The 25,883-nt window shown below is 70.6% G+C and carries 28 protein-coding genes; 8 read left to right on the top strand and 20 right to left on the bottom strand.

Annotation, left to right across the window (positions count from 1 at the left end; genetic code table 11):
- Positions 1–26: 26 nt before the first annotated feature.
- Positions 27–590, top strand: a complete 564-nt coding sequence (locus ACIQM3_RS28620; RefSeq protein ID WP_401629166.1) for a DUF2243 domain-containing protein — start codon at positions 27–29, stop codon at positions 588–590.
- Positions 590–1,465 (top strand): cytochrome c oxidase assembly protein, encoded by an 876-nt coding sequence (locus ACIQM3_RS28615; protein WP_401629163.1) that lies wholly within the window; start codon positions 590–592, stop codon positions 1,463–1,465. Before ACIQM3_RS28620 ends, ACIQM3_RS28615 begins: the two co-directional genes overlap by 1 nt.
- Here ACIQM3_RS28615 and ACIQM3_RS28610 read toward each other — a convergent pair.
- Both ACIQM3_RS28610 and ACIQM3_RS28605 read right to left on the bottom strand, forming a co-directional pair.
- Positions 1,449–1,883, bottom strand: coding sequence for a DUF2267 domain-containing protein (locus ACIQM3_RS28610; protein WP_401629160.1), 435 nt, complete (start codon positions 1,881–1,883; stop codon positions 1,449–1,451). The two genes, ACIQM3_RS28615 and ACIQM3_RS28610, sit on opposite strands and share 17 nt — an antisense overlap.
- A 217-nt stretch (positions 1,884–2,100) precedes the next feature.
- Entirely contained in the window at positions 2,101–2,535 is a 435-nt protein-coding gene (locus ACIQM3_RS28605; RefSeq protein ID WP_401629157.1) for an Hsp20/alpha crystallin family protein, read from the bottom strand.
- A 127-nt stretch (positions 2,536–2,662) separates the two neighbouring features.
- Here ACIQM3_RS28605 and ACIQM3_RS28600 point away from each other — a divergent pair, with 127 nt between their 5' ends.
- The 3 genes from ACIQM3_RS28600 (at position 2,663) to ACIQM3_RS28590 (ending at position 6,738) form a co-directional block, all read left to right on the top strand.
- Entirely contained in the window at positions 2,663–3,310 is a 648-nt protein-coding gene (locus ACIQM3_RS28600) for a type III effector protein (protein WP_401629154.1), read from the top strand.
- Between the two features lie 103 nt (positions 3,311–3,413).
- Positions 3,414–4,724, top strand: coding sequence for a PP2C family protein-serine/threonine phosphatase (locus tag ACIQM3_RS28595; protein ID WP_401629152.1), 1,311 nt, complete (start codon positions 3,414–3,416; stop codon positions 4,722–4,724).
- A gap of 196 nt (positions 4,725–4,920) precedes the next feature.
- Positions 4,921–6,738 (top strand): thiamine pyrophosphate-requiring protein, encoded by a 1,818-nt coding sequence (locus ACIQM3_RS28590; RefSeq protein ID WP_401629149.1) that lies wholly within the window; start codon positions 4,921–4,923, stop codon positions 6,736–6,738.
- A 9-nt stretch (positions 6,739–6,747) separates the two neighbouring features.
- Here the strand turns inward: ACIQM3_RS28590 and hydA are convergent, their stop codons facing one another.
- The 12 genes from hydA to ggt form a co-directional block, all read right to left on the bottom strand.
- Positions 6,748–8,145: a dihydropyrimidinase gene (gene hydA / locus ACIQM3_RS28585; RefSeq protein ID WP_401629146.1), complete on the bottom strand. Its 1,398-nt coding sequence runs from the start codon at positions 8,143–8,145 to the stop codon at positions 6,748–6,750.
- 112 nt (positions 8,146–8,257) lie between these two features.
- Positions 8,258–9,541: an aspartate aminotransferase family protein gene (locus ACIQM3_RS28580; protein WP_401629143.1), complete on the bottom strand. Its 1,284-nt coding sequence runs from the start codon at positions 9,539–9,541 to the stop codon at positions 8,258–8,260.
- Complete coding sequence (locus ACIQM3_RS28575) at positions 9,538–10,380, bottom strand: nitrilase-related carbon-nitrogen hydrolase (RefSeq protein WP_401629141.1); 843 nt, start codon at positions 10,378–10,380, stop codon at positions 9,538–9,540. Before ACIQM3_RS28575 ends, ACIQM3_RS28580 begins: the two co-directional genes overlap by 4 nt.
- Before the next feature lie 137 nt (positions 10,381–10,517).
- A complete protein-coding gene (locus ACIQM3_RS28570) occupies positions 10,518–11,546 on the bottom strand; it encodes a serine hydrolase domain-containing protein (protein ID WP_401629138.1) in 1,029 nt (342 codons plus the stop codon).
- 4 nt (positions 11,547–11,550) lie between these two features.
- Positions 11,551–12,471 carry a DUF6895 family protein gene (locus ACIQM3_RS28565; protein ID WP_401629135.1) on the bottom strand — a complete coding sequence of 307 codons (921 nt, stop codon included), beginning with the start codon at positions 12,469–12,471 and terminating at the stop codon, positions 11,551–11,553.
- Positions 12,468–13,199: a hypothetical protein gene (locus ACIQM3_RS28560; protein WP_401629133.1), complete on the bottom strand. Its 732-nt coding sequence runs from the start codon at positions 13,197–13,199 to the stop codon at positions 12,468–12,470. Before ACIQM3_RS28560 ends, ACIQM3_RS28565 begins: the two co-directional genes overlap by 4 nt.
- Positions 13,196–13,378, bottom strand: coding sequence for a hypothetical protein (locus ACIQM3_RS28555; RefSeq protein WP_401629130.1), 183 nt, complete (start codon positions 13,376–13,378; stop codon positions 13,196–13,198). Before ACIQM3_RS28555 ends, ACIQM3_RS28560 begins: the two co-directional genes overlap by 4 nt.
- A 135-nt stretch (positions 13,379–13,513) precedes the next feature.
- On the bottom strand, positions 13,514–14,896 hold the full coding sequence (locus ACIQM3_RS28550) for a hypothetical protein (protein WP_401629127.1): 1,383 nt from the start codon (positions 14,894–14,896) through the stop codon (positions 13,514–13,516).
- A gap of 135 nt (positions 14,897–15,031) precedes the next feature.
- The gene (locus ACIQM3_RS28545) at positions 15,032–15,412 is read right to left on the bottom strand and encodes a PPOX class F420-dependent oxidoreductase (protein WP_401629125.1); all 381 of its coding nucleotides are present in this window, start codon (positions 15,410–15,412) and stop codon (positions 15,032–15,034) included.
- Positions 15,413–15,431: 19 nt separating this feature from the next.
- Positions 15,432–15,725: a helix-turn-helix domain-containing protein gene (locus tag ACIQM3_RS28540; RefSeq protein WP_401629122.1), complete on the bottom strand. Its 294-nt coding sequence runs from the start codon at positions 15,723–15,725 to the stop codon at positions 15,432–15,434.
- Positions 15,726–15,834: 109 nt separating this feature from the next.
- Positions 15,835–16,509, bottom strand: a complete 675-nt coding sequence (locus tag ACIQM3_RS28535; protein ID WP_401629120.1) for a glycoside hydrolase family 75 protein — start codon at positions 16,507–16,509, stop codon at positions 15,835–15,837.
- Positions 16,510–16,671: 162 nt separating this feature from the next.
- Entirely contained in the window at positions 16,672–18,477 is a 1,806-nt protein-coding gene (gene ggt / locus ACIQM3_RS28530; protein ID WP_401629118.1) for a gamma-glutamyltransferase, read from the bottom strand.
- Positions 18,478–18,581: 104 nt separating this feature from the next.
- Between ggt and ACIQM3_RS28525 the strand changes: the two genes are divergently transcribed.
- Positions 18,582–19,328, top strand: a complete 747-nt coding sequence (locus ACIQM3_RS28525) for a hypothetical protein (protein WP_401629116.1) — start codon at positions 18,582–18,584, stop codon at positions 19,326–19,328.
- Between the two features lie 35 nt (positions 19,329–19,363).
- Here ACIQM3_RS28525 and ACIQM3_RS28520 read toward each other — a convergent pair whose 3' ends face one another.
- Positions 19,364–19,741 (bottom strand): VOC family protein, encoded by a 378-nt coding sequence (locus tag ACIQM3_RS28520; protein ID WP_401629113.1) that lies wholly within the window; start codon positions 19,739–19,741, stop codon positions 19,364–19,366.
- 125 nt (positions 19,742–19,866) lie between these two features.
- Here ACIQM3_RS28520 and ACIQM3_RS28515 point away from each other — a divergent pair, with 125 nt between their 5' ends.
- Together ACIQM3_RS28515 and ACIQM3_RS28510 are read left to right on the top strand one after the other, a co-directional pair.
- On the top strand, positions 19,867–20,247 hold the full coding sequence (locus ACIQM3_RS28515; protein WP_401629109.1) for a winged helix-turn-helix transcriptional regulator: 381 nt from the start codon (positions 19,867–19,869) through the stop codon (positions 20,245–20,247).
- 164 nt (positions 20,248–20,411) lie between these two features.
- Complete coding sequence (locus ACIQM3_RS28510; protein WP_401629106.1) at positions 20,412–21,623, top strand: aromatic acid exporter family protein; 1,212 nt, start codon at positions 20,412–20,414, stop codon at positions 21,621–21,623.
- A gap of 99 nt (positions 21,624–21,722) precedes the next feature.
- Here ACIQM3_RS28510 and ACIQM3_RS28505 read toward each other — a convergent pair whose 3' ends face one another.
- The 5 genes from ACIQM3_RS28505 to ACIQM3_RS28485 all read right to left on the bottom strand — a co-directional run bounded on the left by ACIQM3_RS28505 (position 21,723) and on the right by ACIQM3_RS28485 (position 25,799).
- Positions 21,723–22,256 (bottom strand): SRPBCC family protein, encoded by a 534-nt coding sequence (locus ACIQM3_RS28505; RefSeq protein WP_401629104.1) that lies wholly within the window; start codon positions 22,254–22,256, stop codon positions 21,723–21,725.
- A 343-nt stretch (positions 22,257–22,599) separates the two neighbouring features.
- A complete protein-coding gene (locus tag ACIQM3_RS28500; protein ID WP_401629101.1) occupies positions 22,600–23,472 on the bottom strand; it encodes an amino acid ABC transporter permease in 873 nt (290 codons plus the stop codon).
- Positions 23,469–24,113, bottom strand: a complete 645-nt coding sequence (locus tag ACIQM3_RS28495) for an amino acid ABC transporter permease (protein WP_401629098.1) — start codon at positions 24,111–24,113, stop codon at positions 23,469–23,471. The genes ACIQM3_RS28500 and ACIQM3_RS28495 overlap by 4 nt, the downstream gene beginning before the upstream one ends.
- A 16-nt stretch (positions 24,114–24,129) precedes the next feature.
- The gene (locus ACIQM3_RS28490) at positions 24,130–25,044 is read right to left on the bottom strand and encodes a glutamate ABC transporter substrate-binding protein (protein WP_401629097.1); all 915 of its coding nucleotides are present in this window, start codon (positions 25,042–25,044) and stop codon (positions 24,130–24,132) included.
- An 11-nt stretch (positions 25,045–25,055) separates the two neighbouring features.
- Entirely contained in the window at positions 25,056–25,799 is a 744-nt protein-coding gene (locus tag ACIQM3_RS28485; RefSeq protein ID WP_401629094.1) for an amino acid ABC transporter ATP-binding protein, read from the bottom strand.
- Positions 25,800–25,883: the final 84 nt, after the last annotated feature.

Below are 25,883 nucleotides of genomic sequence, written 5' to 3'. Positions count from 1 at the left end.
GCTCCCTGACGCGGAGGAGACCGATCATGGCCACCCGTACACGTGAGACGCCACCGGGCATCGCGCCCAGGAGCATCCGGTTGCCGGGGATCGTGCTGGGCGTGGGGCTGGGCGGGTTCGTCGACGGCATTCTGCTGCATCAACTGCTCCAGTGGCACCACATGCTGACCGGTACGAACGACGACCGGATCGGGGTGAAGTACTACTCACCGAACACGGTGTCGGGGCTGGAGATGAACACCGTGTGGGACGGCGTCTTCCACGCGATCTGCTGGCTGGCGGTCCTGCTCGGCCTGGGCATCCTCTACAGCCGCGTGACCCACAACCGGCGCCGGGTGTGGACCTCACGTGTGCTGTGGGGCTGGGTCCTCGCGGGGTGGGGCCTGTTCAACATCGTCGAGGGCCTCCTGGACCACCAGATCCTCGGCATCCATCACGTCCACGGCGGCCCTCACCGGATCTGGTGGGACATGGGCTTTCTGCTCCTGGGCGTCATCCTCCTCGTCGCCGGCCATCTCGTGCGGCGCGGCGGCAAGCCCTTCGACCCAGGCACACACGCGCCTCCCGAGGGTTCCGGGCAGAGCGCCTGATGGGCGGCGACGCGCACCGCACGCATGGCCATGGCCGCGGTGGCAGCAGTGAGGTGTGGGAGGTTCTTCCGCCCCTCACCGCTGTGCTTCTGCTCGCCGGCGCCTATCTCCTCCTCGTTCACCGGGCGCACGGACGCAATCCCGTACGGAGGTGGTGCCGGTGGCGGTCGGCCGGCTTCCTGACCGGATGCGCCCTGCTCGCCGCGGCTCTGCTCCCGCCCGTGTCCACGTTCGCCCACCAGGACTTCCGCGGGCACATGGTGCAGCACCTGCTCATCGGCATGTACGCGCCGCTCGCCCTGGTCCTCGGAGCGCCGGTGACCCTCCTGCTGCGGACGCTGCCCGCCAGGCGGGCCCGGAGACTGACCGGTCTCCTGCACAGCCGGCCGGTGCGCCTGGTGACTCACCCGGTCCCCGCCCTGGTGCTGAGCACCGGCACTCTCGCGGTCCTTTATTCCACGCCCGTCTACAACGCGACGATGGACGCACCGGGCCCGCACCGGCTGGTGCTCGCCCATTTCCTGTTGTCCGGGTGCCTGTTCGCCCACGCCATCGCCGGCCCGGACCCTGCCCCTGGCCGACCGGGCGTGCCGGCCCGCCTGGTGGCGCTCGGCGTCGCCGTCGCGGCGCACGCGCCGATCTCCCAGCTGATGTACGGAGGGTTCCTGATCGACGTGCGCGCACCCGTCAGCCAGGTGCGGGGTGGTGCGGAGATCATGTACTACGGCGGCGACATCGCCGAACTGCTGTTGGCGGGGGCCCTTGTCGCGACCTGGCGGCCTTCGCCCCGTCGCGGCGCACGGACTGTGGCCGTGCGCAAGAGCTTCCCTGCCCTCGACCGTCTCTCGCCGAAGCCGTTCACGCGGCCTGGATGAGCTCTGCCCGCCCGAACAGCAGTGCGTATCCGGAGGGGAGCCGGGCGAGGACGCGATCGAGGAGACCGGAACCGGCGAGATGGCCGACCGTGGCGAGGACGGCTCCGGCGTCCCACCGCGCGGTGGCGGGGGTTCCGCCTGTGCGAGCCGCGAGGTCCTTGACGAATCCCCAGCCGGTGAGCGGGTCGGGGTCAGAGATCTGCGCGGTGAGGGGGAGGGCGGCCTCGGCGGGCAGGCGGGCGGCGAGATCGGCACGTTCGGCCCCGGTCAGCTGCCGGCCGAGTCCGGACAGCACGGCGTGGGTGACGGCCTCGGCTCGTTCGCGCGTGGGATACGCACCCTCGTACCTGATCCGTTCCAACATCTGATCGAACGTCACGCCCGCGGTGGCACGGGACGGTTCACGCAGGGAGCGCATCGGTGGAATGCCTTTCTCGACGGGGCGGCTGCCGCTGCGACCGGGCAGGGGCCGGCAGCCGCGCTGCGGTTGGGTAGCTGCTCAGCGACGTCGGGTGGCCGACGACAGGCTTGGCCTGAGGCTCACCCGCCACACGGGGTGCCGAGCACCGAGGAGGGGCCTGCGGTGAAGCGCCTCCCGCGTTCAGCTGTCCTGCGGGCGGGTGAGCACGGGTGGTTCAGGTGCCGAGCTGCCTGTGATCGGGTTCTCCGCCGATGGCGATCTTGCGGGGCTTGGCCCGCTCGGCGATCGGGATCCGCAGGGTCAGCACCCCTGCGTCGTAGTCGGCCCTGATGCGCTCCGTGTCCAGCGTGTCAGCCAGGACCAGCTGGCGGGAGAAGACACCCAGCGGCCGCTCGGAGAGCTCCACCTGTACGTCCTCGCCGGTCGCGACGGGACGGCGCTCAGCCTTGACGGTGAGCATGTTCCGTTCGACGTCGATATCGATCGCGTCCTTTGCGACGCCGGGCAGGTCGAGGGCGATCACGTACTCCTCGCCCTCGCGATACGCGTCCATCGGCATCGCCGACGGCTTGGACCAGGTGCCGGAAACGCCCGTGAGCTGCTGGGCGAGACGGTCGAGTTCGCGGAACGGGTCAGTGCGCATCAACATTGCGAAAACACCTCCACTGGTCAGGCAGAAACTGCCAATGCGCTTCGTCTGACACCGTTGTAGCATGTCGTCCAATGGATGACAACTTCCAATGTCACTGTTCGGATGACGGCCGTAAGGAGCTTTCATGAACCCCTCCCCCTCGGGCGGCGAGCCGGCCTCCTTCGCCGCGGCCGCAGCGGCGCTGAACACCATCGACGAGGCCGTCCGGGCCGCTCGGAGACCAGGGCCGCACCTGGCAGAGGGCGGGCAGGCGAACTCCGAGCAGGCTGTGGCCGCCCTGCTTCTTCTGCGCGAACTCCGCGACCAACTGGCCGAATGGGAGCCGGGACTGATCGAAGCGGCCCGCGCCGCGGGCACGAGCTGGGCCGACCTCGCCCATCCCCTCGGGGTCGCCAGCCGCCAGGCAGCCGAGCGCCGCTACTTGCGCGTACGCCCCGGAGCTCCCGGCACCACCGGCGAACAACGTGTGCAAGCCACCCGCAACCACCGCGCCGCCGACCGCACCGTCACCACGTGGGCTCGGGAGAATGCCGCCGACCTGCGGCAGCTCGCCGGCCAGATCACCGCCCTTGCCGACCTCCCCGGCACCTCGACCGCCCGGCTCTCCGCCGCCCTCGCCGACAACGAAGCGGTCAACCTCATCGCTCCGCTCACGGACACCCGTCGGCACCTGTCGGCCGGCCACCCCGACCTGGCCGCCCGCGTCGACACGGTCACCCGCCACACCGACCGGCTCCGCCAGGACAGCGACGACCAGCGGACCTCACCCTGACCCGGCGCCGGGACACCACGGTTCCGACGGGCTCGGCGGCATTTCCCCCGCATCCGGTGTCGTAGGGACATGTCCTCCTTTCGCGGACCTAGGGTGTTCGTTGATGAACAGCGTGGAAGCGGCGCGTGCACACTTGCTGGGCGACCTGATCGCTGCGAGTCATCTGATGACTCTGGAGCAGCTGCCCGGGACGGTGGCGTCGCACGCTGCCGGGGCGGGCTGGCCTCAGGTGCGGATCTATCTGGCCGATCTGCAACAGGAGCGGCTGTGCCTACTGGCCGGCAACGTCGACATCGGCCCCGGTGGTGCCGACGTCCCGGCTGAGTTGTCCGTCGACGGGACGGTGGCGGGACGAGCCTTCCAGCTGGGAAGGGTGTTTCCGGCCTCGGCTTCCGCCAAGGGTCAGTGGTGGGTCCCGCTGCTGGACGGCGCGGAGCGTCTGGGTGTGCTACGGGTCGGTGTGCCGGGCGCGCAGGTCGAGGCGGACGAGGATCTGAACAGGCTCGCCGGGCTCGTGGCCCTCCTCCTGGAGAGCAAGCGGGAAACGAGCGATTCGTACTCCCGGTTGGTCCGCCGCCGGAAGATGCGGGTCGCCGCGGAGATGGAATGGCAGCTGATGCCGCCGCGGACCTTCGCCACCGACCGTCTCCTGATCAGCGCGGTCATGGAACCGGCCTACCAGGTGAGCGGAGATGCCTTCGACTACGCCTTGACCGGGGAGACCGTGCATCTGTCGGTCTTCGACGCCATGGGGCACGACACCGCCGCCGGCTTGACCGCGAACCTCGCCCTCGCCGCGGCCCGTAACCACCGTCGCCAGGGTGCCGGTCTTCTCGAAACGGCCGAAGGCGTCGGTGCGACCCTCACCGAGCAGTTCGCGGGCAGCCGCTACGCCACGAGCATCCTGGCCGACCTCCACCTGACCACCGGAGTGCTGACCTGGACGAACTACGGCCACCACCCCCCGGTCGTCATCCGCGGCAACCGCACCGTCGTGCACCTGTCCTGCCCGCCCGCACCTCCCCTGGGGACCGGCCTGGACCTGCCCGGCACCCTGCGCAGCGACCAGCTGGAACCCGGGGACCGTCTGGTGCTCTACACCGACGGCATCACGGAGGCGCGTAACCGGGGAGGGCAGGAGTTCGGCCTGGACGGCCTGACCGACTTCCTCATCCGCCACCACGCCGACGGCCTCCCCGTCCCCGAAACCCTGCGCCGGCTGATCGGGCACCACCTGGCGTATCACCGCGGCCGCCTCGACGACGATGCCACCGTGATGCTCCTGGAGTGGCACGGCCCGACCCCGTACCGACCGACCCAGCTGCAGGACCTGACAGGTCTGCCCCGCTCCACCACCCCGGAGACGATCGCCTCCGCCTGGGCCCAACAGCCCGCCGAGGCCGAGGGTAACTGAGTGCCACCGCCGGCTCGTCCCTCCCCCGGAGGTGTTCCCTCAGCCCTGTTCGGCGTCCGGGCGGGTGTCTGGCAATCGCCTCAGCGGGCACCAGGTATCCGTTACGTGCAGGCAGGCGGTGGTACGGATTGCCCCGCGGCGCCGCCGCCCCCTGATCGTGACCGCCTGTAACACCAGCGCATGAGAGGAACGCCAGATGAAGGTGTCCGACTACGTCCTGCAACGCCTGCGCGAGTGGGAGGTCGACCACGTGTTCGCCTACGCGGGCGATGGAATCAACGGGCTCCTGTCGGCGTGGGGCCGCGCCGAGAACAAGCCCCAGTTCGTTCAGGCCCGGCATGAGGAGATGGCCGCGTTCGAAGCCGTCGGCTACGCCAAGTTCTCCGGCAAGGTCGGTGTGTGTGCCGCGACCTCGGGGCCCGGCGCGATCCATCTGCTCAACGGCCTGTACGACGCGAAACTGGACCACGTCCCCGTGGTGGCGATCGTCGGGCAGACCGCCCGCAGCGCCATGGGCAGCTCCTACCAGCAGGAAGTCGATCTGCTGAGCCTGTACAAGGACGTCGCCTCCGACTTCTGCGAGATGGTGACCGTCCCCGAACAGCTGCCCAACGTTATCGACCGTGCGATGCGCACCGCCTACAGCAGGCGGACGGTGACGGCCGTGATCATCCCGGCCGATGTCCAGGACCTCGACTACTCCCCGCCCACCCACGCGTTCAAGATGGTGCCGTCCAGTCTCGGCATGCCCTCGTACGCGCCGGTCCCGGCCGACACGGAGCTCACCCGTGCAGCGGAAGTCCTGAACGCCGGCGAGAAGGTCGCCCTCCTCATCGGCCAGGGCGCGCGAGGCGCCCGGGCCGAGGTGCAGGAACTCGCCGACGTCCTCGGGGCCGGCGTGGCCAAGGCGCTCCTCGGTAAGGACGCTCTGCCTGACGACCTGCCCTACGTCACCGGCTCGATCGGCCTGCTCGGCACCCGGCCGTCCTACGAGCTGATGCAGGACTGCGACACACTCCTTGTGGTGGGTTCCAGCTTCCCCTACAGCCAGTTCCTGCCGGAGTTCGACCAGGCGCGCGCCGTCCAGATCGACATCGACCCCCACAACGTCGGAATGCGGTACCCGTTCGAGGTCAACCTCGTCGGGGATGCCAGGGAAACCCTCAAGGCACTGCTGCCGCGACTGGAGCGTAAGAAGCACGGCGCCTGGCGCAAGAAGATCGAGAAGGACACCGCCCGCTGGTGGGACGTCATGGAGCGGCGGGCCGCCGTCGAGGCGGACCCCATCAACCCCGAGTACGTCGTGCACACCCTTGACGCGCTGCTGCCCGACGACGTGATCCTGGCGGCCGACTCCGGCTCGGCCGCCAACTGGTACGCGCGCCATCTGCGCATCCGCGGGACGATGCGCGGTTCCCTGTCCGGCACGCTCGCCACGATGGGACCTGGCGTGCCGTACGTCATCGGCGCCAAGTTCGCCCACCCCGGGCGTCCGGCCATCGCGATCGTCGGCGACGGCGCCATGCAGATGAACGGCATGGCCGAACTCATCACCGCCGCCAAGTACTGGCCGGAATGGCAGGACCCGCGGCTGATCGTCGCCGTACTGAACAACCAGGACCTCAACCAGGTCACCTGGGAGATGCGCGCCATGTCCGGCGCCCCCCAGTTCCTGCCCTCCCAGGCCCTTCCCGACGTGCCCTACGCCGACTTCGCCCGGTCCATCGGTCTCGGTGGCGTCCGCGTGGAGAAGCCCGACCAGGTGGAGGCGGCATGGAGGCAGGCACTCGGCTCCGACCGTCCCTTCGTGATCGACTTCCGTACCGACCCTGCCGTACCGCCCATCCCCCCGCACGCCACCCGGGAACAGGCCGAGGCGGTGGTGTCCTCGATCGTCAAGGGGGACAGTGACCGCGGCGGCATGATCAAGCAGGGGCTCAAGGCCAAGGTGCAGGAGATGCTCCCCGGACACCGCCACCGCGACGCCGCCCCGGGCACGGGGACCGAGAAGTGACGCCACCGGTCACAGGTAGTGGCTCAACCCCCTCGGTACGTAGGCCCCGTGACCGGCGTGGCCCACGTACGCGCCGCCCTCGACGACCGGGACACCGCGCGACAGCACCGTCTCGACCCGGCCGGTGACCGTCTTTCCCTCGTACGCCGAGTAGTCGACGTTCATGTGGTGCGTCCTGGCGGAGATGGTCTGCCCGGCCTCCGGGTCGTAGACGACGATGTCCGCGTCCGCGCCCGGCGCGATCGTCCCCTTCCTCGGGTAGAGGCCGAACATCCGAGCCGGGGTGGCGCAGGCGATCTCGATCCAGCGCCGCCGCGAGATATGGCCGTCGACGACGGCCTGGTGGAGGAGGTCCATGCGGTTCTCCACCCCCGGAAGGCCGTTCGGGATCTTGGAGAAGTCACCGCGGCCCATGTCCTTCTGACCGGTGAAGCAGAAGGGGCAGTGGTCGGTGGAGACGACCTGGAGCTCGTTGTTCCGCAGCCCCCGCCAGAGCGCCTCCTGGTGTTCCCGGGGGCGCAGCGGGGTCGAACAGACGTACTTCGCGCCCTCGAAATCGGGCTCGGCGAGGTTGTCCGTGGAGAGGAAGAGGTACTGCGGGCAGGTCTCACCGAAGACCGGGAGCCCTTTGTGGCGGGCGGCCGCGATCTCGGCGACGGCTTCGTCGGCGGAGACGTGGACGACGTACAGCGGCGATCCGGCGACCCTCGCGAGCTGGATCGCGCGGTGGGTGGCCTCGGCCTCCAGGGCCACCTTGCGCACGTCGCCGTGGTAGCGCGGATCGGTGCGCCCCTCCGCGAGTGCCTGCTCGACCAGTACGTCGATGGCGATGCCGTTCTCGGCGTGCATCATGATCAGGCCGCCGTTTCCGGAGGCCCGTTGCATGGCTCGGAGGATCTGGCCGTCGTCGCTGTAGAACACTCCCGGGTAGGCCATGAACAGTTTGAACGAGGTGACGCCCTCCGCCACCAGGCGGTCCATCTCCTTGAGCGAGGACTTGTTCACATCCGAGAGGATCATGTGGAAGGCGTAGTCGACGGCGCACTTGCCGTCGGCCTTCGTGTGCCAGGCGTCGAGCCCCTCCTGCAGCGAGCGGCCGATGGTCTGGATGGCGAAGTCGACGATCGTGGTGGTGCCGCCCCAGGCCGCGGCCCGGGTGCCGGTCTCGAAGGTGTCGGCGGCGTAGGTCCCGCCGAACGGCATCTCCATGTGGGTGTGCGCGTCGACGCCGCCCGGGATCACGTACTTCCCCGTGGCGTCGATCCTCCGGTCGGCGCTCCAGCCGGCCGCGACGTCGGTGCCGTGGGCGGCGAGGGCGGCTACGCGCCCGCCCTCGATGAGTACGTCGGCGTGGATCTCGTCCGACGCGGTGATGACGAGGCCGCCGTGGATGACGGTGCGGCTCATGTACCTCTCCTCGCGGTGGCGGAACCGGCCTGCACACGCAGGCCCGGTGCGTGATGACGTACGGGGAAGCGGGCTGCCCCACGGCCGGGGAGGTGCCGCGGGGCTCCCGCCCTCAGGTGGCCGCGTGCAGCGCCTGGCCGAGGATCTCCGCGCCCTCCTCGGCCTCGGCGACGGTGAGCGACAGGGGCGGCGCGATCCTCAGGACGCTGGTGTTGTGGCCGCCGCCCTTCCCGATGAGCAGCCCGCCCGCGCGGGCCGCTTCGAGTACGGCCGCCGCTCCGTCCGGGTCGGCCTCGTCGGTGCCCGGCCTCACGAGCTCGATGCCGATCATGAGCCCCCTGCCGCGCACCTCGCGTACGGCCGGTGAGCCCGCGCCGACCGCACGGAGCCGCTCGATGAGCAGGCCGCCGACCCGCCGGGCGTTGCCCTGGAGGTCGTGCTCCAGCAGGTACGAGAGGTTGGCGAGTCCGGCGGCCATGGTGACCGGGGAGCCGCCGAACGTCGAGATGGAGTTGGCGTCCAGGCAGTTCATCACGTCGGCGCGGGCGACCACCCCTCCGATGGACATGCCGTTGCCGATGCCCTTGGCGAAGGTGAGGATGTCCGGCGGCCCGCTCGAAGCGTGCGCCTGCCAGCCCCAGAAGTGGTCGCCCGTGCGCCCCCAGCCGGTCTGCACCTCGTCGGAGATCCACAGGATGCCGTGCCGGTCGAGGACCTCGCGGAAGGCGGCGTACAGCCCGTCGGGCGGCGCGGTGAACCCGCCGACCCCCTGCACGGGTTCGGCGATCAGTGCCGCGACGCCCCGGGTGTGCCCGAGGAGGTCTTCCAGGTCGGCCACGCAGGCCTTGATGAACCGTTCGTCGCTCAGCTCCGCGTACGGTCCCCTGGTGCGGACCCCGCCATGGACGTACAGCGTCTGCAGCGGCGAGAGGCTCGTCGTCGACCAGGACCTGTTGCCCGTGATGGAGACGGCCGAGAACGACCTGCCGTGGTAGCTGTTGCGCATCGCCAGGATCTGGTTCGACCCGCGGTGGGCGGTGGCGAGCAGCAGGGCGGTGTCGTTGGCCTCGGTGCCCGAAGTGGTGAAGAAGACCCGGGCGTCGGGGATGCCGGAGAGCGTGGCGATCCGCTCGGCGAGCTCGACCATCGGGCGGTTGAGGTAGAGGGTCGAGGAGTGGATGATCCGGCCGGCCTGCTCGGAGACGGCCTTGGTCACCTCGGGCAGGGCGTGCGCGGTCATCGTGGTGAGGATGCCGCCGAAGAAGTCGAGGTAGCGGTTGCCGTCCGCGTCCCAGACGTGTCGGCCCTCCCCGTGGGTGAGCTCCAGGGGATGCCGGTAGTAGAGGGACAGCCAGTCGGGGCTGACGGCCAGGTGCCGCTCGTGCAGTCCGGTCACGGCTCCACCAGCCCGTCGTATGCGTCCGGCCTGCGGTCCCGGTAGAACGCCCACTGCTGACGGACCTGTTCGATCAGCCCGAAGTCCAGGTCCCGTACGACGAGTTCCTCCTCCTTGTCGCTCGCGACGTCACCGACGAACTGCCCGCGCGGGTCGACGAAGTAGCTCGTGCCGTAGAAGTCGTTGTCGCCGTACTCCTCCTGGCCGACCCGGTTGATCGCTGCGACGAAGTACTCGTTGGCGACGGCGGACGCGGGCTGTTCGAGCTGCCAGAGATAGCCGGAGAGACCACGCGAGGTGGCGGACGGGTTGTACACCAACTGGGCTCCGTTGAGTCCGAGTTGGCGCCAACCCTCCGGAAAGTGCCGGTCGTAGCAGATGTAGACGCCGACCTTGCCGACGGCGGTGTCGAAGACCGGCCAGCCGACGTTGCCGGGCTTGAAGTAGTACTTCTCCCAGAACCCCTTGACCTGCGGGATGTGGTGCTTGCGGTACTTGCCGAGGTACGTGCCGTCGGCGTCGATCACCGCCGCGGTGTTGTAGTAGAAGCCGGACTGCTCGACCTCGAACACCGGCACGACGATCACCATGCCCGTCTCCCGGGCGAGGTCGCGCATGCGCACGACCGTCGGCCCGTCCGGGACGGGTTCCGCCCAGCGGTAGTGCTCGGGTTCCTGGACCTGGCAGAAGTAGGGGGCGTTGAACACCTCCTGGAAGCCGATGATCTTCGCACCCTGCCGGGCGGCCTCGCGGGCGTGTTCCTCGTGCTTGGCGATCATGGATTCGGTGTCGCCGGTCCAGGTCGCCTGGACGAGTGCGGCGCGTACGACGTGGGACATGAGCTGCTCCTTCGACGCGGCGTCAGAGAGCCTCTACGTTCTCTACGCCCGTAGACACGGTGCATAGGAGGAGAACGTAAGCCCCGTCACACAACGGGGCAAGACCATCGCCGTGAACCGGCGGAGTCGATCATGTTTCACACCCGAGCGGTCCACACCGTCCCGGAGGGGGTGGCGTCCAGTCCCCGCAGGGCTCCGTAGGCGGACTGGACGAACGGTGCGAGCGGGGTAGGAGCCGTGTTCGTGAGGGCCACGAGGCCCGTGGCCGAGCCGGGGAGGAAGCCCGCGAAGGCGGTGAATCCGCGGGTGCCTCCGGAGTGGTGGAGCAGCGCGCCGGACGGGCGCGGACGGAGGTTCCAGATGAGACACAGCCGGGAACCGGTTCTGGGGATGCTCAGCCGGGGCCGCTGCACCTCCGCCAGCGCGGTGCGCAGCGCGGGGTGCGGGGCGGTGTCCGGGTCCAGGAGCGCGGCCAGGACACGCAGCAGGTCGCGGGCGCTGGACCGTACGGCTCCGGCGGCCGTCAGCCCGGGCATGAGCAGGGCGGGGCGCGGGCGGCCGTGCCAATGCCCGGTGATCTGGGTGCGGTTGGGGTCGCAGTCCGTGTCGGTGAGACCGAGGGGGCCGGTGACGCGCTCGGCCAGCAGGGCGGGATAGTCGCTGCCGGCCCCACCGGCAGCCCTCGCGAGTACATGGCCCAGCAGGCCGCCGCCGAAGTTGGAGTACAGGACCCGGCTACCGGGGCGGTGCCGCAGCCGGGTACGGCACAGCGAGGCGAGCAGGTCGTCCTCGGAGAAGCCGGCGTACGGGTTGCTGAGCCATCCGCTGCGTACCGCCCGGCCGAGCAGCCCCGGGGGCAGCCGTGGCAGCCCGGAGGTGTGGGTGGCGAGGTGGAGGAGGGTGAGCGGGGGTCCGGGGAGCCGGAAGGGCAGGTAGCGGTCGGCTCGGTCGCCGTAGCGGACCTCGCCCCGGGCGGCCAGCTCGGCGAGCAGCAGGGCGGTGAACGTCTTCGTCAGGGAGCCCGTCTCGAACCGGCTGTCCTCCCCCGCCGGGCCCCGGCAGAGCACCGTCCGCTCGGCGCCCCGCACCGCCGCGACCACCGTCGCCGGCCCCTGGGCCGCGGCCAGGAGAGGCTGGAGCGCGGTGGTCAGCGGCGGTGGTGTCACGCCGTCACCGCTGCCCCGCCGCCCGGGCGAGGGCGATGGATCCGGCGACGGCCGCGACGACGACGGTGTGCTGATGGTCCGTGAAGCGCCGCTGCGGGTCGTCGTCCACCGGGTCGCTGTCGCGGGGCACGAGTCCGTCCTCGTGCTGGAGCGCCGCGACGGCTTCCCAGTCCTCCGCCCGGCAGTAGGGGTCCTCGATCGAGGCGCCCACGACGAGCAGTTCCGTGACCAGGTCCCACTGGCCCACCTCGCGCCAGATGTCGATCCAGACGGGGAGCCAGGTGCGTACGTAGTCGGCGAGTTCGGGCGGCAGTCCGCCCGGGTTGCCGCCCCAGTCGGTGAGGTGGAAGACGGTGTGGGTCATCGCGTAGGCGGTGATCCAGTTGATGGCCCACGGCTCCGGCCGCGCACCGAGCCAGGTGGCTCCGGCCAGCGCGTCCAGGTCCTCGGTGTGCTCCAGGCCCACGACCCGGGCGGCGTTGGCGACGGCGAGCCGCCGGTTCGGCAGGACCTCGACGCTGCTCACGGAGCGCATGCGGGAGCGGTGGACGAGGAGGCGGTCCAGCGCCTCGTGGCGGTAGCCGCAGCGGACGAAGGGGGCGTACATCTCCAGCGGGTCCGTCATCAGCGTGTGGCGGAGCTGGCGTTCGTAGATCATGTCGCCGCCCCTGAACTGTTCCCAGGTGAAGTCCATCAGACTCTGGGCGGCGGCGAGGCGGCCCGGTCCGGCGACACCGTCGCGCAGGATCAGTGAGGCGGCGAGGGTGGTCTCCCCCAGGGGCTTGTAGACGCTGTCGGGGTCGGCCATGGTCTCGGTCGTGCCGGGCGGCAGGCCGCCGAGGTTCCGGTTGGCGTGCAGCCACGACAGTGCCCGGTCCGCCATGGTGCGGGCAGCCCGGGTGACCGGCTCGGGGATCGTCGTCATGTGTGTGCCGCCTCCTTGGGGGCCGTGCCGGGCCGCTGTTCGAGGAAGTGGCGGGCGATCGCCAGGTCCAGGGCGGCGCGCGGACCTGCCCCGCCCACCAGCCATACGTGCTCGGCCGCGATGTCCGGGTCCAGGGGCAGTTCCACGCCCTCGTGCCGCAGCCATGCCAGCCAGCGGACGAGGCGCACGGCGGTGGGGAAGTCGCGGCGGAGGATCGAGCGGCTGACTCCGCGGCTCAGCGACAGGACGTCGCGGCGGGCCGCCTCGTGGACCGGGCCGTCGAGGCCGAGCGTGGCGAGCGGGGCGAGTTGCGCCATCCGCACGGACCAGCCGCTCCAGTCCTCGCCAGGACCGGCCCCGGCGTCGTCCGCGGGTGCGGGCACGACAGCGCTCAGGGTGTCGTCCCCGGAGAGCCGGGCGAACAGGACCGCGGTGGCGTGGTCACGCCGGGCGACCGCCGCCTCTTCGGGGGCGTCGGACGGCGGGAAGGCGTCGAAGGCCTTGAGCACGACGGCGGCGTCCTGCGCCGGGAGCGGGTGGGCGGCCAGGAGATGAGGGCTGAAGACGTCGGCCCCCAGCACCCGGACGGCCGCCAGCGCCGCGAGGGTGTCAGGGGCGTCGTCGACGTACCGCGCCAGCTGCACAGCGCCCCCGGTGCCGTTGAGGGCACCGAGGACACTGTCTGCCAGGGCGTCGGCCGCCTCGGCGAATGCGGAGTGGGAACTCACTTGCCCCGGGGCTCCTTCGGCTCCTTGGGAGACAGGAGGAGGAGTGCGAGCAGGAGGCCCGCGCCCTCGGGGGTGTAGAGCGGAGCGTCGCTGACGGCCGCCTCGGGCTCCGCCATCAGGGCGCTCAGCGTGCTGGTCTGGGCCGGTGTCGCGGTGAGAGTGATCTCCTGGGTAAGCATGGTGCCTCCACATCACTGGGGGGACATGTGCCACGTGTGCGGCGCTGCCTCGACCGACGATAAAGGGTGATTTCGGATTTATCTCGCCGAGCCCGCGCACGCTGGTGACGTGCATGGACCACAGGGTTCGTGGCCTTACGGTGCCGCGATGCCCGCAACCCGCAGCGCGTGGATCACATCCCACTCCCGCGCCGCCGACACCTCCCGGGCCGCGGCGAGCAACTGGGGGACGAGGTGACGCGGTCCGCCCTCGGCGACGCGGGCCGCGTCCTGCGGGGTCCGTGCGCGCACGAACGCGCCCAGCAGCGCACGCGCCTCCGGCTCCAGGCCCGCCCGGTCGAGTGCGACCACGGCGTCGGCGATCTCGCCGGCGGGGCGGGCGACACCCTGCCGGAGCAGCTGCCCGCAGTCGTCGGCACGGCCCGCTGCGGCCAGCGCGCCTGCGGCGGCGGCGAGTTCGGCGGGCGGCAGCGAGGACACCTCCCACAGCAGGGTCGCCCGGTCGGCGTCCAGGCCGGCCCCGTGCAGCGCGACGGCGAGCACCGGCAGATGTCCGGCGGGCCACGCGGCGGCCTCGCAGAGCACGACATGCGCCTCTCCGGTGCGGCCTTCCGCGCGCAGCCGTACGAGCAGCGCGACGGCGTCCTCGGCGGCCCGGCGGGCGACGGGGTCGGGTTCCGCCGCCGGCGGCGCGGCCGGACCGGGGTCGTCCTCGGCCGCGGCGCCGCCGAAACGGGCCCCGCGCGGGACGGAGGCGGCCCGCGAGGGGGCCGGCAGCCCGGGCACGCCCGACGGAACCGGCCCGGCTTCCGCCCCGTCGTCGAGGTCCAGGCCCGCGAAGCGCGCCCCGCCCGGCTTCCGGCGCTTCCTCGCGGAGGCGGGCCCGGCCTGCGGCCCCGCTTCCTGACCACGCTGCGCGGCGTGGGCCGCGGGCTCCTCCGGGAGGCGGGGGCCGGGAACCGTGGGCGCGCTGCCGGGGCCCGGCGCGTCCGCGTCCCCCTGACCCCGGAACCAGTCGTCCGGGACCGTCGTCTCCACTGCCGCCAGCCGGTTGCGGAGCTCGGCGCAGCGGGCCGTGGCACGGGCGTGATCGTCCCGCGCCCAGGCCATCGCCTCCGTCTCCCCGTACGCCTCAAGCGCCCCGTCCGCCCCGGCCGCCCGCATCCGCCGGGCCGCGTACGACTGCTCCCGGAGCATCACGCCGAGCCGGTCGACGAGGGCCTGCCGGCCACCCGGCCGCCTGTCGTAGGCGGCCGCCGACGCGGCACACAGCGCGGCGGCGCGTACGGATTCCCGCGCGGCGTACACGGTGCCGCGCACGGCGGCGAGGTCCTGGAGCAACGACTCGACCACGTCCCAGGGCGGGACCTCCGAGCCGTCGAAGCAGGCGCGCATGCCGTCGGGGTCGCGCGCGCAGAAGACCCCGTACCAGCCCTGCCCGGGATCGAGCAGGTCAGAAAGGCCCCGTAGGTACTCCGCGAACGCCCTTACTTCCACAGCACGCTGATCCACTGTCACCGTCGCCCTCACCGGTCGCCAGGGACTGGAGCGTTCCAGTCCGCGGGCATTCGACCGCAGGCGTGTTACGGGAGGACTACGCACGCTTTTCCGACAGGGTGCGTCCGGAGCGCGGCAGGAGCCGGCGCGCCCCCGTCAGAGGGTGACGGCGATCCCGGTGTGGGGCCGCTTGCCGAGTCGCGCGACCATGGCGGGCCAGTCCACGAGCCAGAACTTCCAGGTGTACTTGCGGGCGAGGACCTTGCGGACCGCCGCGGTCCCGGTGCCGTCGAGCAGCCGGGCCGTCCCCTCGGCGCTCGGCGCGCCCTCGGCGACGCGGCCGCGGGCGTCGCAGACGGTGACGAGGACCCGGCTGTCGTTGCGCAGTCGCTTGACCTTCCAGGAGTCGGACCGCGTCCAGACGTACAGCACGCCACCGTCCGCCGCGGCCCAGACGGGCGTGGCGACGGGCGTGCCGTCCTTCCGGTACGTGGTCAGACTGACGTACTCACTGCGGGCGAAGTCCTGGAGAGTCACGGGCGCGACACTACTCGGCCTACGCCGTGAGCGGCAGCTCCCCCGGCTCCGGCAGCGGCCCGGGGACGGGCACCGGCACACACAGCGCGAGCAGCTCGTCCATCGACAGCCCGAGGGCTCCCGCCAGCGCCGCGACCGTGAAGAAGGCGGGGGTGGGGGCCCGGCCCGTCTCGATCTTACGGAGCGTCTCGGCCGAGATTCCCGCGCTCGCCGCGACCGCGACCATGCTGCGTCCGCCGCGCGCCGCACGCAGCACTTCGCCGAGCCGCTCGCCGCGACGGCGCTCTTCGGGTGTCAGGGGGTTCCGTACCATGCCGTCATTCTAATACCGCTAGGGCCGGTATTGTAATTGGCGCGGTGTGACTCAGGACAGACAGATCCGTCGAGGGCCGCGTCCTGACGGCCCTCTGACCGCACGCCGCTCAGGACGCCCCGACGAACTTCCGGGCGAGCGTCTCACCGGCGCTCACCGCGGCGGCGGGGCTCTCGATCGGCGACGCCTCGGAGTTCTTGAAGAGGATGTAGGTGACGGCGGACGCCGTACCCCCGGTCCTGGGGTCCGGATCGATGCCGAGCGCCTCGGCCAGGGCGTACGAACCCTCGCCGATGATCCCGGTGGGCCCCGTGTCCCCCACGACGGCGTAGCGGACCTTGCCGTCGTGGATGACGGCGGCCACACCACCGCCCTTGATCCCCGACCTGGCGTAGTTCCACAGCGGCCCGGGGCCGGGGACGACGACGTACGGCACCCTGGCAGAGTCCAGGGGTTTGCCGTCCGCCCCCTGGAACGCCGTCCGGGGCTGGAACGCGGGGTCGGTCCTGGTGTTGCAGGCGGTCGTGATCCGGCCGTCGCAGTCGATGTCCATGTCGGCCTCCCAGAACACGGCATCGTCGGTCCCGCAGACCGGGACCGTGGCGGCGGCGTTCTGATCGGTCCGGTACTCCCCCTGGGAGATCCGGGTGCACTTCTTCACCTTGGCCAGCAGTTCGGCCGCACCGACCGGGCTCCCCCCGTCCCCGGCCGCGGCGGCGGGGAGTGCCGAGGCGAGCAGAGCGGCGCCGGAGAGCGCGGAGAGGACCAGCATTCGCGTACGCACGGTCGTGGGTGCCCTTTCACTGGACGCGAGGAGCCCCGGCGGGCTCATCCTTGCCGACGGCGGCGCGCCATGGACGCGGCCGGCCGTGTGAAGACCTCGGGGCCGGTACGACGCTGCTGAGCGCGACATACCGGCCCCGAGGCCGCAGCTACCGCCGACCGGTCACGAACGACCGCCCGGATGCACCACCATGGCCGAGCCACCGCCGCGCCGCACCTTTTCGGCGGCCGCGAGCCAGCGCCCGTCCGGAAGCCGCTGGACGCCGGTGGCCGCCCCGATCTCCGGATTCTCCTTGAACACGTGTCCGAGGGCCTCCAGCTTTCCGCGCACCGGGCTGTCCCACAGCCCCGGCTCGATCTCGGTCGTCGGCGAGTTGCGCTGGCTGGCACGGGGCGCGGCGATCGCGTCGACCAGCGGCAGTCCTCGGTCCAGGTGGCCGGTCAACGACTGGAGGACGGTGGTGATGATCGTGGCACCGCCCGGCGACCCCAGGGCCAGCACGGGCTTCCCGTGCTCCAGCACCACGGTCGGCGAGATCGACGAGCGCGGACGCTTGGACGGGCCCGGCAGGTTCGGGTCGTGGACCGCCGGGTCGGCGGGCGCGAACGAGAAGTCGGTCAGCTCGTTGTTGAGCAGGAAGCCCCGCCCCGGCACGGTGATACCGCTGCCGCCCGTCGACTCGATCGTCAGGGTGTACGCGACGACGTTGCCCCACTTGTCGGCGGTCGTCAGGTGCGTCGTGTTCTCACCCTCGTACGTCGTGGGGGCGGCCCTGCCTCCCGTGGCGCAGCGTGCCGGGTGGCGCGGGTCGCCCGGAGCGAGCGGGCTGGTGAGGACCTCGTCGTCCTTGATGAGGCACTCCCGCGAGTCGGCGAAGCGCTGGCTGATCAGCTCCCGCGTCGGGACGTCCTCGAAGGCCGGGTCGCCCACCCAGCGCCCCCGGTCGGCGAACGCGATCCTGCTCGCCTCGATCAGGCGGTGGAGGTACCGCGTCTCGCTCGCCTTCGAAAGGTCCGTCGCCTCCAGGATGTTGAGGGCTTCACCCACGCTCGTACCCCCTGACGAGGACGGCGCGATGCCGTACACGTCGAGGCCCCGGTAGGCGGTCTTCGTCGGGGCCTGGTGCAGAGCGCGGTAGGACCTCAGGTCCCCGGTCGTCAGATCTCCCGGACGCACCACACGTGTCGCCGCCGGGTCCACGGGCGGCTTGCGTACCGTCGACACGATGTCCCGGGCCAGGTCGCCCCGGTACAGCTCGTCGACGCCCTCGCGGCCCAGTGTCCTGTACGTACGGGCGAGGTCGGGGTTCTTGAACACCGATCCGGTCACCGGCAACTCGCCGCCGGGCAGGAAGAGTTCCGCGGTCGCGGGAAAGTCGGCGAACCTGGCCTCGTTGGCGGCGGTCTGGGAGCGGAAGGTCTCGTCCACGACGAAGCCGTCGCGCGCCAGTCGCTCGGCCGGTTCGAGCAGCCGCTCGAGCGGCTTGCTGCCCCAGGCGTCGAGAGCCTTCTCCCAGGTGGCGGGCGTGCCGGGCGTGCCGACCCCGAGTCCGCTGGTGACGGCGTCGGCGAAGGGGATCGGCTTCCCGTTCTCCAGGAAGAGCGAGGAGTCCGCGCTGCGTGGCGCGGTCTCGCGGCCGTCGACGGTCTGCACCCTGCCCGTCCTCGCGTCGTAGTGGACGAAGTACCCACCGCCTCCGATCCCCGCCGAGTAGGGCTCGGTCACGCCCAGTGCGGCGGCGGTGGCGACCGCCGCGTCGACGGCGTTGCCTCCCTTGCGGAGCACCTCGATACCGGCCGCCGAGGCGTCCGCGTCGACACTCGACACCGCCCCCCCGTACCCCACCGCCACCGGGGACTTGGGAGGCGGCCCGGGTGGCGCCGAGGCCGCGGGGGCCGCTGCGCCGAGCGAGCCGATGACGGCGATCACGAGTGGGAACGACACATTCCGGCCGACGGAATGACGCATCCGTACCTCCTGTGAAGGATCGTCCGCGCAGGGTAACGCCGTAACACCCGCATCGTCAGGACCGCCTCGGCCACACGTCCGAACGGCCGCTACTATGCCCGCTCATGAATGACGACGTGCGCAACATCGTGCTCGGTCTCATAGCCGCCGGAATCAGCGCCGCCGTCGGCTGGCTCGCCCGGACGTACCTGTGGCGGCGCAGACTCCGCCGCAAGCAGGCCTTCTTCGGGCTGCCGGGGAACTCCGAGTGCCTGCTCGTCGTCAACCGCGACGCAGGCGGCGACGGCGCGGTCCACCGCCACGACGTCTTCGCGCTGCTCGAACTCTCCGCTCTCATCAAGGACTGCGCCGCACACGCCCAGATCGTGTCCCACGACACCGCCCAGCAGGGCTTCGGCGAACGTACGGAGTTCTGCGTCGGCGGCCCGGGGTCGAACCGGCGGATGGCCGCGCACCTTCAGTCCCTGCTGCCGGGCGTGAAGATCAACACCGGGCCGGAACCCGGCCCCGACCGCGCCGCCTTCCAGGTGGGCTCGGAACGCTACCGGCTGGAGCCCGGAACCTCCGAACACGTCCTGCTCGCCCGCCTCACCGGCGGCCCGGACGCCCGGCCCGTCTTCCTCCTCTGCGGCCAGCGCGCCATCACCAATCAGGCCGCCTCCCGGTATCTGATGCGCAACTACGAGAAGCTCCAGCGCAAGCACCGCGGCGGATCCTTCGTGCTGCTCCTGAAAGTGGTCAACTCCCAGGCGTACGGCCCCGATGTCGTCGAACTGGTCGGCGACGTGACACGCGCGGCACAGGCCCCACTGCCCGCCGCGCCCCGCACCTCCCACCGCGCCTCCGGCTGAGACCGGCGCGGCCTGACGGCCTCCACCCGGCGCCGTCACCGGGGGATGAGCCGCCGCACCAGCTCCGGGGTCCACTCGACGTACTCGACCTCCGCCCCGTCGGCGTGGCGGGCGTAGAGGAACCGCCCCGTCGGGCCACTCGTCGTGGGAGTGGTGACGGTGGCATCGGCGGCCCTCAGGGTCGTGGCGAGGGCGTCGAGGTCCTCGACCACCACGGTGGCGGAGGCATGCGCGTACTTCGCGCGCTCCTCGGCCGGGCCCGCGATGACGAGAAAGTCGCCGATGGCGGCCAGCTCCACGGAGTGGAACGCCAGCCGCAGATCCGGCTGCGCGCCGGTGAGTTCCGCGAGGAGCGGCAGCGCTCGGTCGAGGTCGTCGGTCCACAGGCGGGCGTACGTCCTCAGGATGCTCATGAGCGGTTCCACCTCGTGTCAGCCGCGGCCCGTATACGGGCGGCGGTTACTTTCGGTTACTCAGAAACCGTAGGTGAGTAGGCTCTGACATGGAAGAACGCACTTTGCAGTGAGAAGGGAACCTCGTGGTTACCGAGCAGGTCGGTCGCGGATCCGATGAGGGGGACGTCACGCGAGCCGACTCCCTGGCCCGCGAGATCTTCGCCGGTGTGGCCAACAAGTGGGCCCTGCTGATCATCAACGTGCTGGGAGAGCGGACCCTCCGGTTCACCGAACTGCGGAACGTGGTGGAAGGCATCAGCCACAAGATGCTCGCCCGGACGCTGCGAGGGCTCGAACGTGACGGGCTGGTCCGCAGGACCGTCTACGCAGAGGTGCCGCCACGCGTCGACTACCGCCTCACCGAGGCGGGCGCCGCGCTGCGCGACACGGTCAACGGCATGTGCGCGTGGACCCGCCGGTACCTGAACGAGATCGAAGCGGCTCGGCGGCGCTTCGACGCGTAGTCGACGCAGTCGGGGCACTCCTCCTCGGGACTCCCGACGACTGACGGGCCGAAGTGGATTTGGCCGCTCCGTTCGGGGAACAGATATGTCCTCCCCTGGCCCCATCCGCCCCGGGGGACCCGGCCGCCCCAGCGGGTTCTGATCGAAGGAGGACGTGGACGTTCATGGCTGACGGCTCTGCAAGCGAGCACACGGGAGCAGGGCGGCTCACCGCCGCGGCCGGGTGGTGGCAGCGCGCCTTCTCGTACGCGGGCGACGAGCGCGCGACCCTGCTGGTCGTCGGGAAGAGCACCCTCGCCGCCACCCTCGCCTGGGTGATCGCGTACGACGTCCTCGACGCCGCCTCGCCGGCGTTCGCACCGTTCTCCGCCGTACTGATCATGCAGGTGACGGTCTACCGCTCGGTCGTACAGTCGCTCCGGTACGTCGGTGCGGTCGTCGCGGGAGTACTGGTCCAAGCCGCACTCGGCTACCTGGCGGGCCCGGATCTGCTGACCTTCGTGCTGGTGGCCCTCATCGCCCTCGCGATCGGCCGCTGGCCCGTTCTGGGTGTCCAGGGGCCGCAGGTGGCCACCGCCGCCTTCTTCGCCTTCTCGACCTACACCTCGTCGTCAGGGGACTCGCAACGGTTCTTCCGGCTGGGGGAGATCGTGGTGCTCGTACTCATCGGCTGTGCGATCGGCACTGCCGTCAACATCCTCGTCGCCCCTCCCCTGCGCTACCGGAGTGCCGAGTACAGCATCCGCAACCTCGCTCGGACCCTCCACGACCTCCTCACCGACATCTATCCGGTGCTCGCCGATCGGGTGCCCGACCAGGACACCGCCGCGGATTGGCGGGACCGCGCGGCGCGTACCGGCGAGATGATCAAGCAGGCCCAGTCCGGACTCCGGACGGCCAAGGAGAGCACCTTGCTCAATCCCCGGCGCCTGTGGCGCCGCTACCGGGGCCACCCGGGCTTCCAGGGGTACGAGGCCGTGCTCGGCGCCCTGGAGCGCATGCTCTACCAGGTCGCCGCCCTCACCCGCGGCCTCGACCGGTCCCGCGAGGGGGGCGAGGCCCTCCAGCCCTTCCTGCAGCGGTACGGGGCGTTCCTGGAGGCGGGCGGCGCGGTCACCGAGGTGCTGACCACGCTGGACGAGACGACCCTGCTGCAGCAGGCGAAACGGCTGGACCGCCTCACCGACGAGGCCCAGGCGCGCCGCGACGAGGTGATCGAGGTGACCGACCGCCTGTCCTTGTCCCTCTCCGACCCCACTGTCCCGTACGGCGTCCTCGTCACCGAGGCGACCCGGCTCACGGAGGAGTTCCGCTACACCTGCCAGGTCCTGCTCGATGCGGCGAAGGAGGGGTCATGGACGACACGGCGTGCCTGACGATGGACACCGGATCGGCCGGGGCTCCATGTCCGAACTCCCTGACGTCGAAGGATTCCGTGGCAGTCCGGCGCCCGCACTGCCGGACCTGGCCCGCCCTCACCCCTGCCGGTGCTCCGCCGCGGCCCTGATGCCCTCGAGGGTGGCGTCCATGCCCTTGCCCAGTTCGTCGAAGCGGTAGGCGATGATCGCCTCCTCGTGCTCGGGCGTGCGCTCGATGTAGGCGTTGAGTCCGCTGCGGCCGGGCCCGATCGTGACCGACTGACGCAGCACGGTGTCGTCGCCGTCCGGGGCGAGTGTGAAGGACCAGGTCGCCATCCGGTGTTCCGGGTCCTCGGCTGTCTCGCCGTACCGGCCGTCGACGTCCAGGACGCACCAGGTGAGGTTCCGGCCGGGCTCGAACTCGGTGAAGTGGGCGATGGTGCGCCAACGGCCGTTCACGGGGTGCTCGTTGTGCCCGATGTAGCGCGCGCCCGCCGCGGGGGAGGTGGCGCCGTCCTGCCACTCCACCTCCAGCAGCTCGGGACTCCATCCGGCCATGGCCTCGACATCGGCCACGATCTCCCAGACGCGCGCGGGGCCGGCGGAGATCCGGATCTCCCGGTGCGTGCTGGGCCCATCGGCGTAACGCATGACAAATCCCCTGCGGGAACGGTCGTTCGCCGTGCCCGCGAGGAGGATTCTACGATCTCCCTTCGGGGGGCGACCGGGTGCGGCCGGGGGGTATGACAGCCCGTCTCTCCGCGGAACGATCCGGCATCGGGACGGCCGTTTCCCGTGGGCGTGGAGCCGCGCTCCACGCCCACGGCTCCAGGCCGGTCACACGTCGCCTCGTGACCTTCGCCGGTCCTCGCCGCAGCGGCCGCGACCCGGCCGGCGCGCAGCTGACCTTCTCCCCCACCGGGCACCGCTACGAACGGCGTAACGGTTCCGGGTACGAGGAGTGATCACCGGCTGCTGCCGGGCGGATCGAGGGCTACTGCAGACGGCCCGGCAGCACCGTTCCGGGTTCGGCGGCGGCGACGCCCGTCCCCTCCGTCTTCGGGTTGCGCCGCTGCCGTCTGGCCACCCAGGTGGCGAACCAGGAGAGCAGCATGCACATACCGATGTAGATGGGCGAGATCACCATGACCACGGGGATGAACGGCAGATCGTAGTCGAGGTTCGACGCGATCAGTTTGCCGGCGTGGAGGAACTCCTCGTAGGTGATCAGATAGCCCAGCGAGGTGTCCTTGAGCGCCACCACCAGCTGGCTGATGATGGTGGGCAGCATCGCGCGGACGGCCTGCGGGGAGAGGACGTGGGTGGTGACCTGTGTCTTGCGCATGCCCAGCGCGTACGCAGCCTCCCGCTGTCCCCGCTCCACGGAGTTGATCCCGGTCCGGAAGACCTCGGCGAGCACGGACCCGTTGTAGAGGGTCAGTCCGGCCACCAGCGCCGGCAGCGGCTGGACCTTGAGGGCGACGAAGATGAAGAAGATCATCACCAGTACGGGCATGGCCCGGAAGAACTCGACCAGCAGCGTCGAGATCCAGCGCACCGGTCTGTGGTCGGAGAGCCGCCCGACGGCGAGTACAGCCCCGAGTGCGAGGGAGAGGACCGCCGCGTACGCGAAAGCCTTCAGGGTGTTGCCGAGTCCGCGCAGCAGCAGCTCCTGGATGCCCTTGTAGGTGAAGGGCGTCCATTTCTCGCTGGTGAACTGGTCGGTGTCGAAGAGGAGATAGAGGACCCAGCCGAACAGCGCGAGGATCACGGCCGTCGAGATGATCCCGTAGAGGAAGTGCCGCTTGCGGGTGGCGGGCCCGGGGATGTCGTAGAGCGCGGAGGCGGAGGCGGTGGAGTGGGTCATCGGGCGACTCCCCAGCGCTTCTCCAACACGTTGAAGATCGCACTGATGGCGAGGGTGATGATCAGATATCCGACGGCGATCCAGATGAAGGACCAGATGATGCTGTAGCCGAGTTCGTTGAGGGTCTTGTAGGTGCCCAGCAGCTCGGTGACGCTGAAGGCCCCGGCGATCGCGGAGTTCTTGGCCAGGGCGATGAGCGTCGAGCCCACCGGCGGGATCACGGAGCGGAAGGCCTGGGGCAGCACCACGTTGCCCAGTGTCTGGCTGAAGGACATGCCCAGGCTCCGGGCCGCCTCGCCCTGTCCCGTGGGCACGGTGTTGATGCCGGAGCGCAGGGCTTCGCAGATGAAGGCCGAGGTGTAGCAGCCGAGGGCGAGGACCGCGAAGACCTGGAAGGGCAGCACCAGGCCGAAGCGCGGCAGACCGAGCAGCACGGCGAAGAACAGCAGTGTCAGCGGGGTGTTGCGGAGCACCGCGACCCAGACGGTGCCGATCACCCGGAGCGAGCCGACCGGCGCGACCCGGAACGAGGCCATGACGAAGCCGAGCACCAGCGCCAGGATCGAGGCGTAGACGGTGAGTTCGACGGTGCCGAGGAAGCCCTTGCCGTAGAGCGACCAGTTCTCTGTCAGTACATCCATGGTGGTGGCCGGCCCCTCAGTTCGACGGGTAGCGGTCGATGGGCGGCGGTTTCGGGGCGGGTACCCCGGACAGGCCCAGAGTCGCCTCGAACGCCTTCTTCCAGTTGCCGTTCTTCTCGTTGGCCTCCAGGGCGTCGTTGAGAGCGGCGCGCAGCGCGTTGTCACCACGCGGGACGCCGATGCCGTACGGCTCCTCGGAGAAGGGCTTGCCGACCACCTTCATCTCGTCCGGTGCCTTGGCGGCGAAGCCCAGCAGGATGGCGTCGTCCGTGGTGACGGCGTCGACCTGGAAGGTCAGCAGGTTGTCGACGCAGATCGAGTAGGTGTCGTACGCGACGAGATCCGCCTCGGGGAAGTCCGCGGCGATGCGCTGGTACGGCGTGGACCCGGCTGCCGAGCAGACGGTCTTGCCCGCCAGGTCCTGCGGGCCGTGGATGTCGTTCTCGTCGGTGCGCACCAGCAGCCCCTGGCCGGCCATGTAGTAGGGCCCGGCGAAGCCGACGATCTTCTTGCGCATGTCGTTGATCGTGTAGGTGCCGACGTAGTAGTCGATCTGCCCGTTCTGGAGTGCCGTCTCCCGGTTGGCGGAGGCGATGGTCCGGAAGCGGATCGTGTCCGGATCGAAGCCGAGGGAGGCCGCCATCATGCGGGCGATCTCGATGTCGAAGCCGGAGTAGATCCCGGTGGCCGGGTCCTTCTCGCCGAGATAGGGCTGGTCCTCCTTGGCGCCGACGACGAGATGGCCACGCCTCTTCGCCTTCTTCCAGGTCTTGGATTCCGGCAGCCGGAAGGTGGTGTCGACCTTGTACCGGGGCAAGGCCTCCGCCTTCGGCCCCTTGACCGGCGGGCTGCCCTCCCTGCCGCAGCCGGCGGCGAGCGCGGCGATCAGGAGGCAGACCAGCACGGCCGCGATGTTCCTCGTACGCAACACGGTGCCCCCTGTCAGTGCTTGAGGATCTTGGACAGGAAGTCCTTGGCGCGGTCGCTCTCCGGGGAGGTGAAGAAGTCCTCCGGCGTGCGGTCCTCGATGATGCATCCGTCGGACATGAAGACCACGCGGTTGGCGGCGGACCGGGCGAAGCCCATCTCGTGCGTGACGACCACCATGGTCATGCCCTCCCGGGCGAGCTGCTGCATGACCTCGAGGACCTCGTTGATCATCTCGGGGTCCAGCGCGGAGGTGGGCTCGTCGAAGAGGAGCGCCTTGGGGTCCATGGCGAGGGCGCGGGCGATGGCGACGCGCTGCTGCTGGCCGCCGGAGAGCTGAGCGGGGAACTTGTCCGCCTGCGAGGCCAGCCCGACCCGCTCCAGAAGTTCCCGGGAGCGCTGGTCGGCCTCGTCCTTCTTGCGCTTGCGGACCTTGAGCTGCGCCAGCGAGACGTTCGCCAGCACGGTCTTGTGGGCGAACAGGTTGAACGACTGGAAGACCATGCCCACTTCGGCCCGGAGCTCCGCGAGGCCCTTCCCCTCCTCGGGGAGCGGCTTGCCGTCGATGGCGATGTGACCGGACTCGATCGTCTCAAGCCGGTTGATCGTCCGGCAGAGCGTTGATTTACCCGATCCGGAGGGGCCGATGACCACCACCACCTCCCCGCGGCCGACGGTGAGATTGATGTCCTGCAGTACGTGCAACTTCCCGAAGTACTTGTTGACGTCCCGCAGCTCGATCAACGGATCGACGGCCATACGCTGCCCTACCCACTTATCGCTTGTGTCGAGGTCAGCGCAAACTATCCGGGGTGAACACGCGCTTCGGGGCCGACACGCACC

This window comes from Streptomyces sp. NPDC091271 (genome assembly GCF_044757505.1).
GTDB lineage: Bacteria > Actinomycetota > Actinomycetes > Streptomycetales > Streptomycetaceae > Streptomyces.
This window is presented reverse-complemented; position numbering and strand designations above follow the sequence as displayed.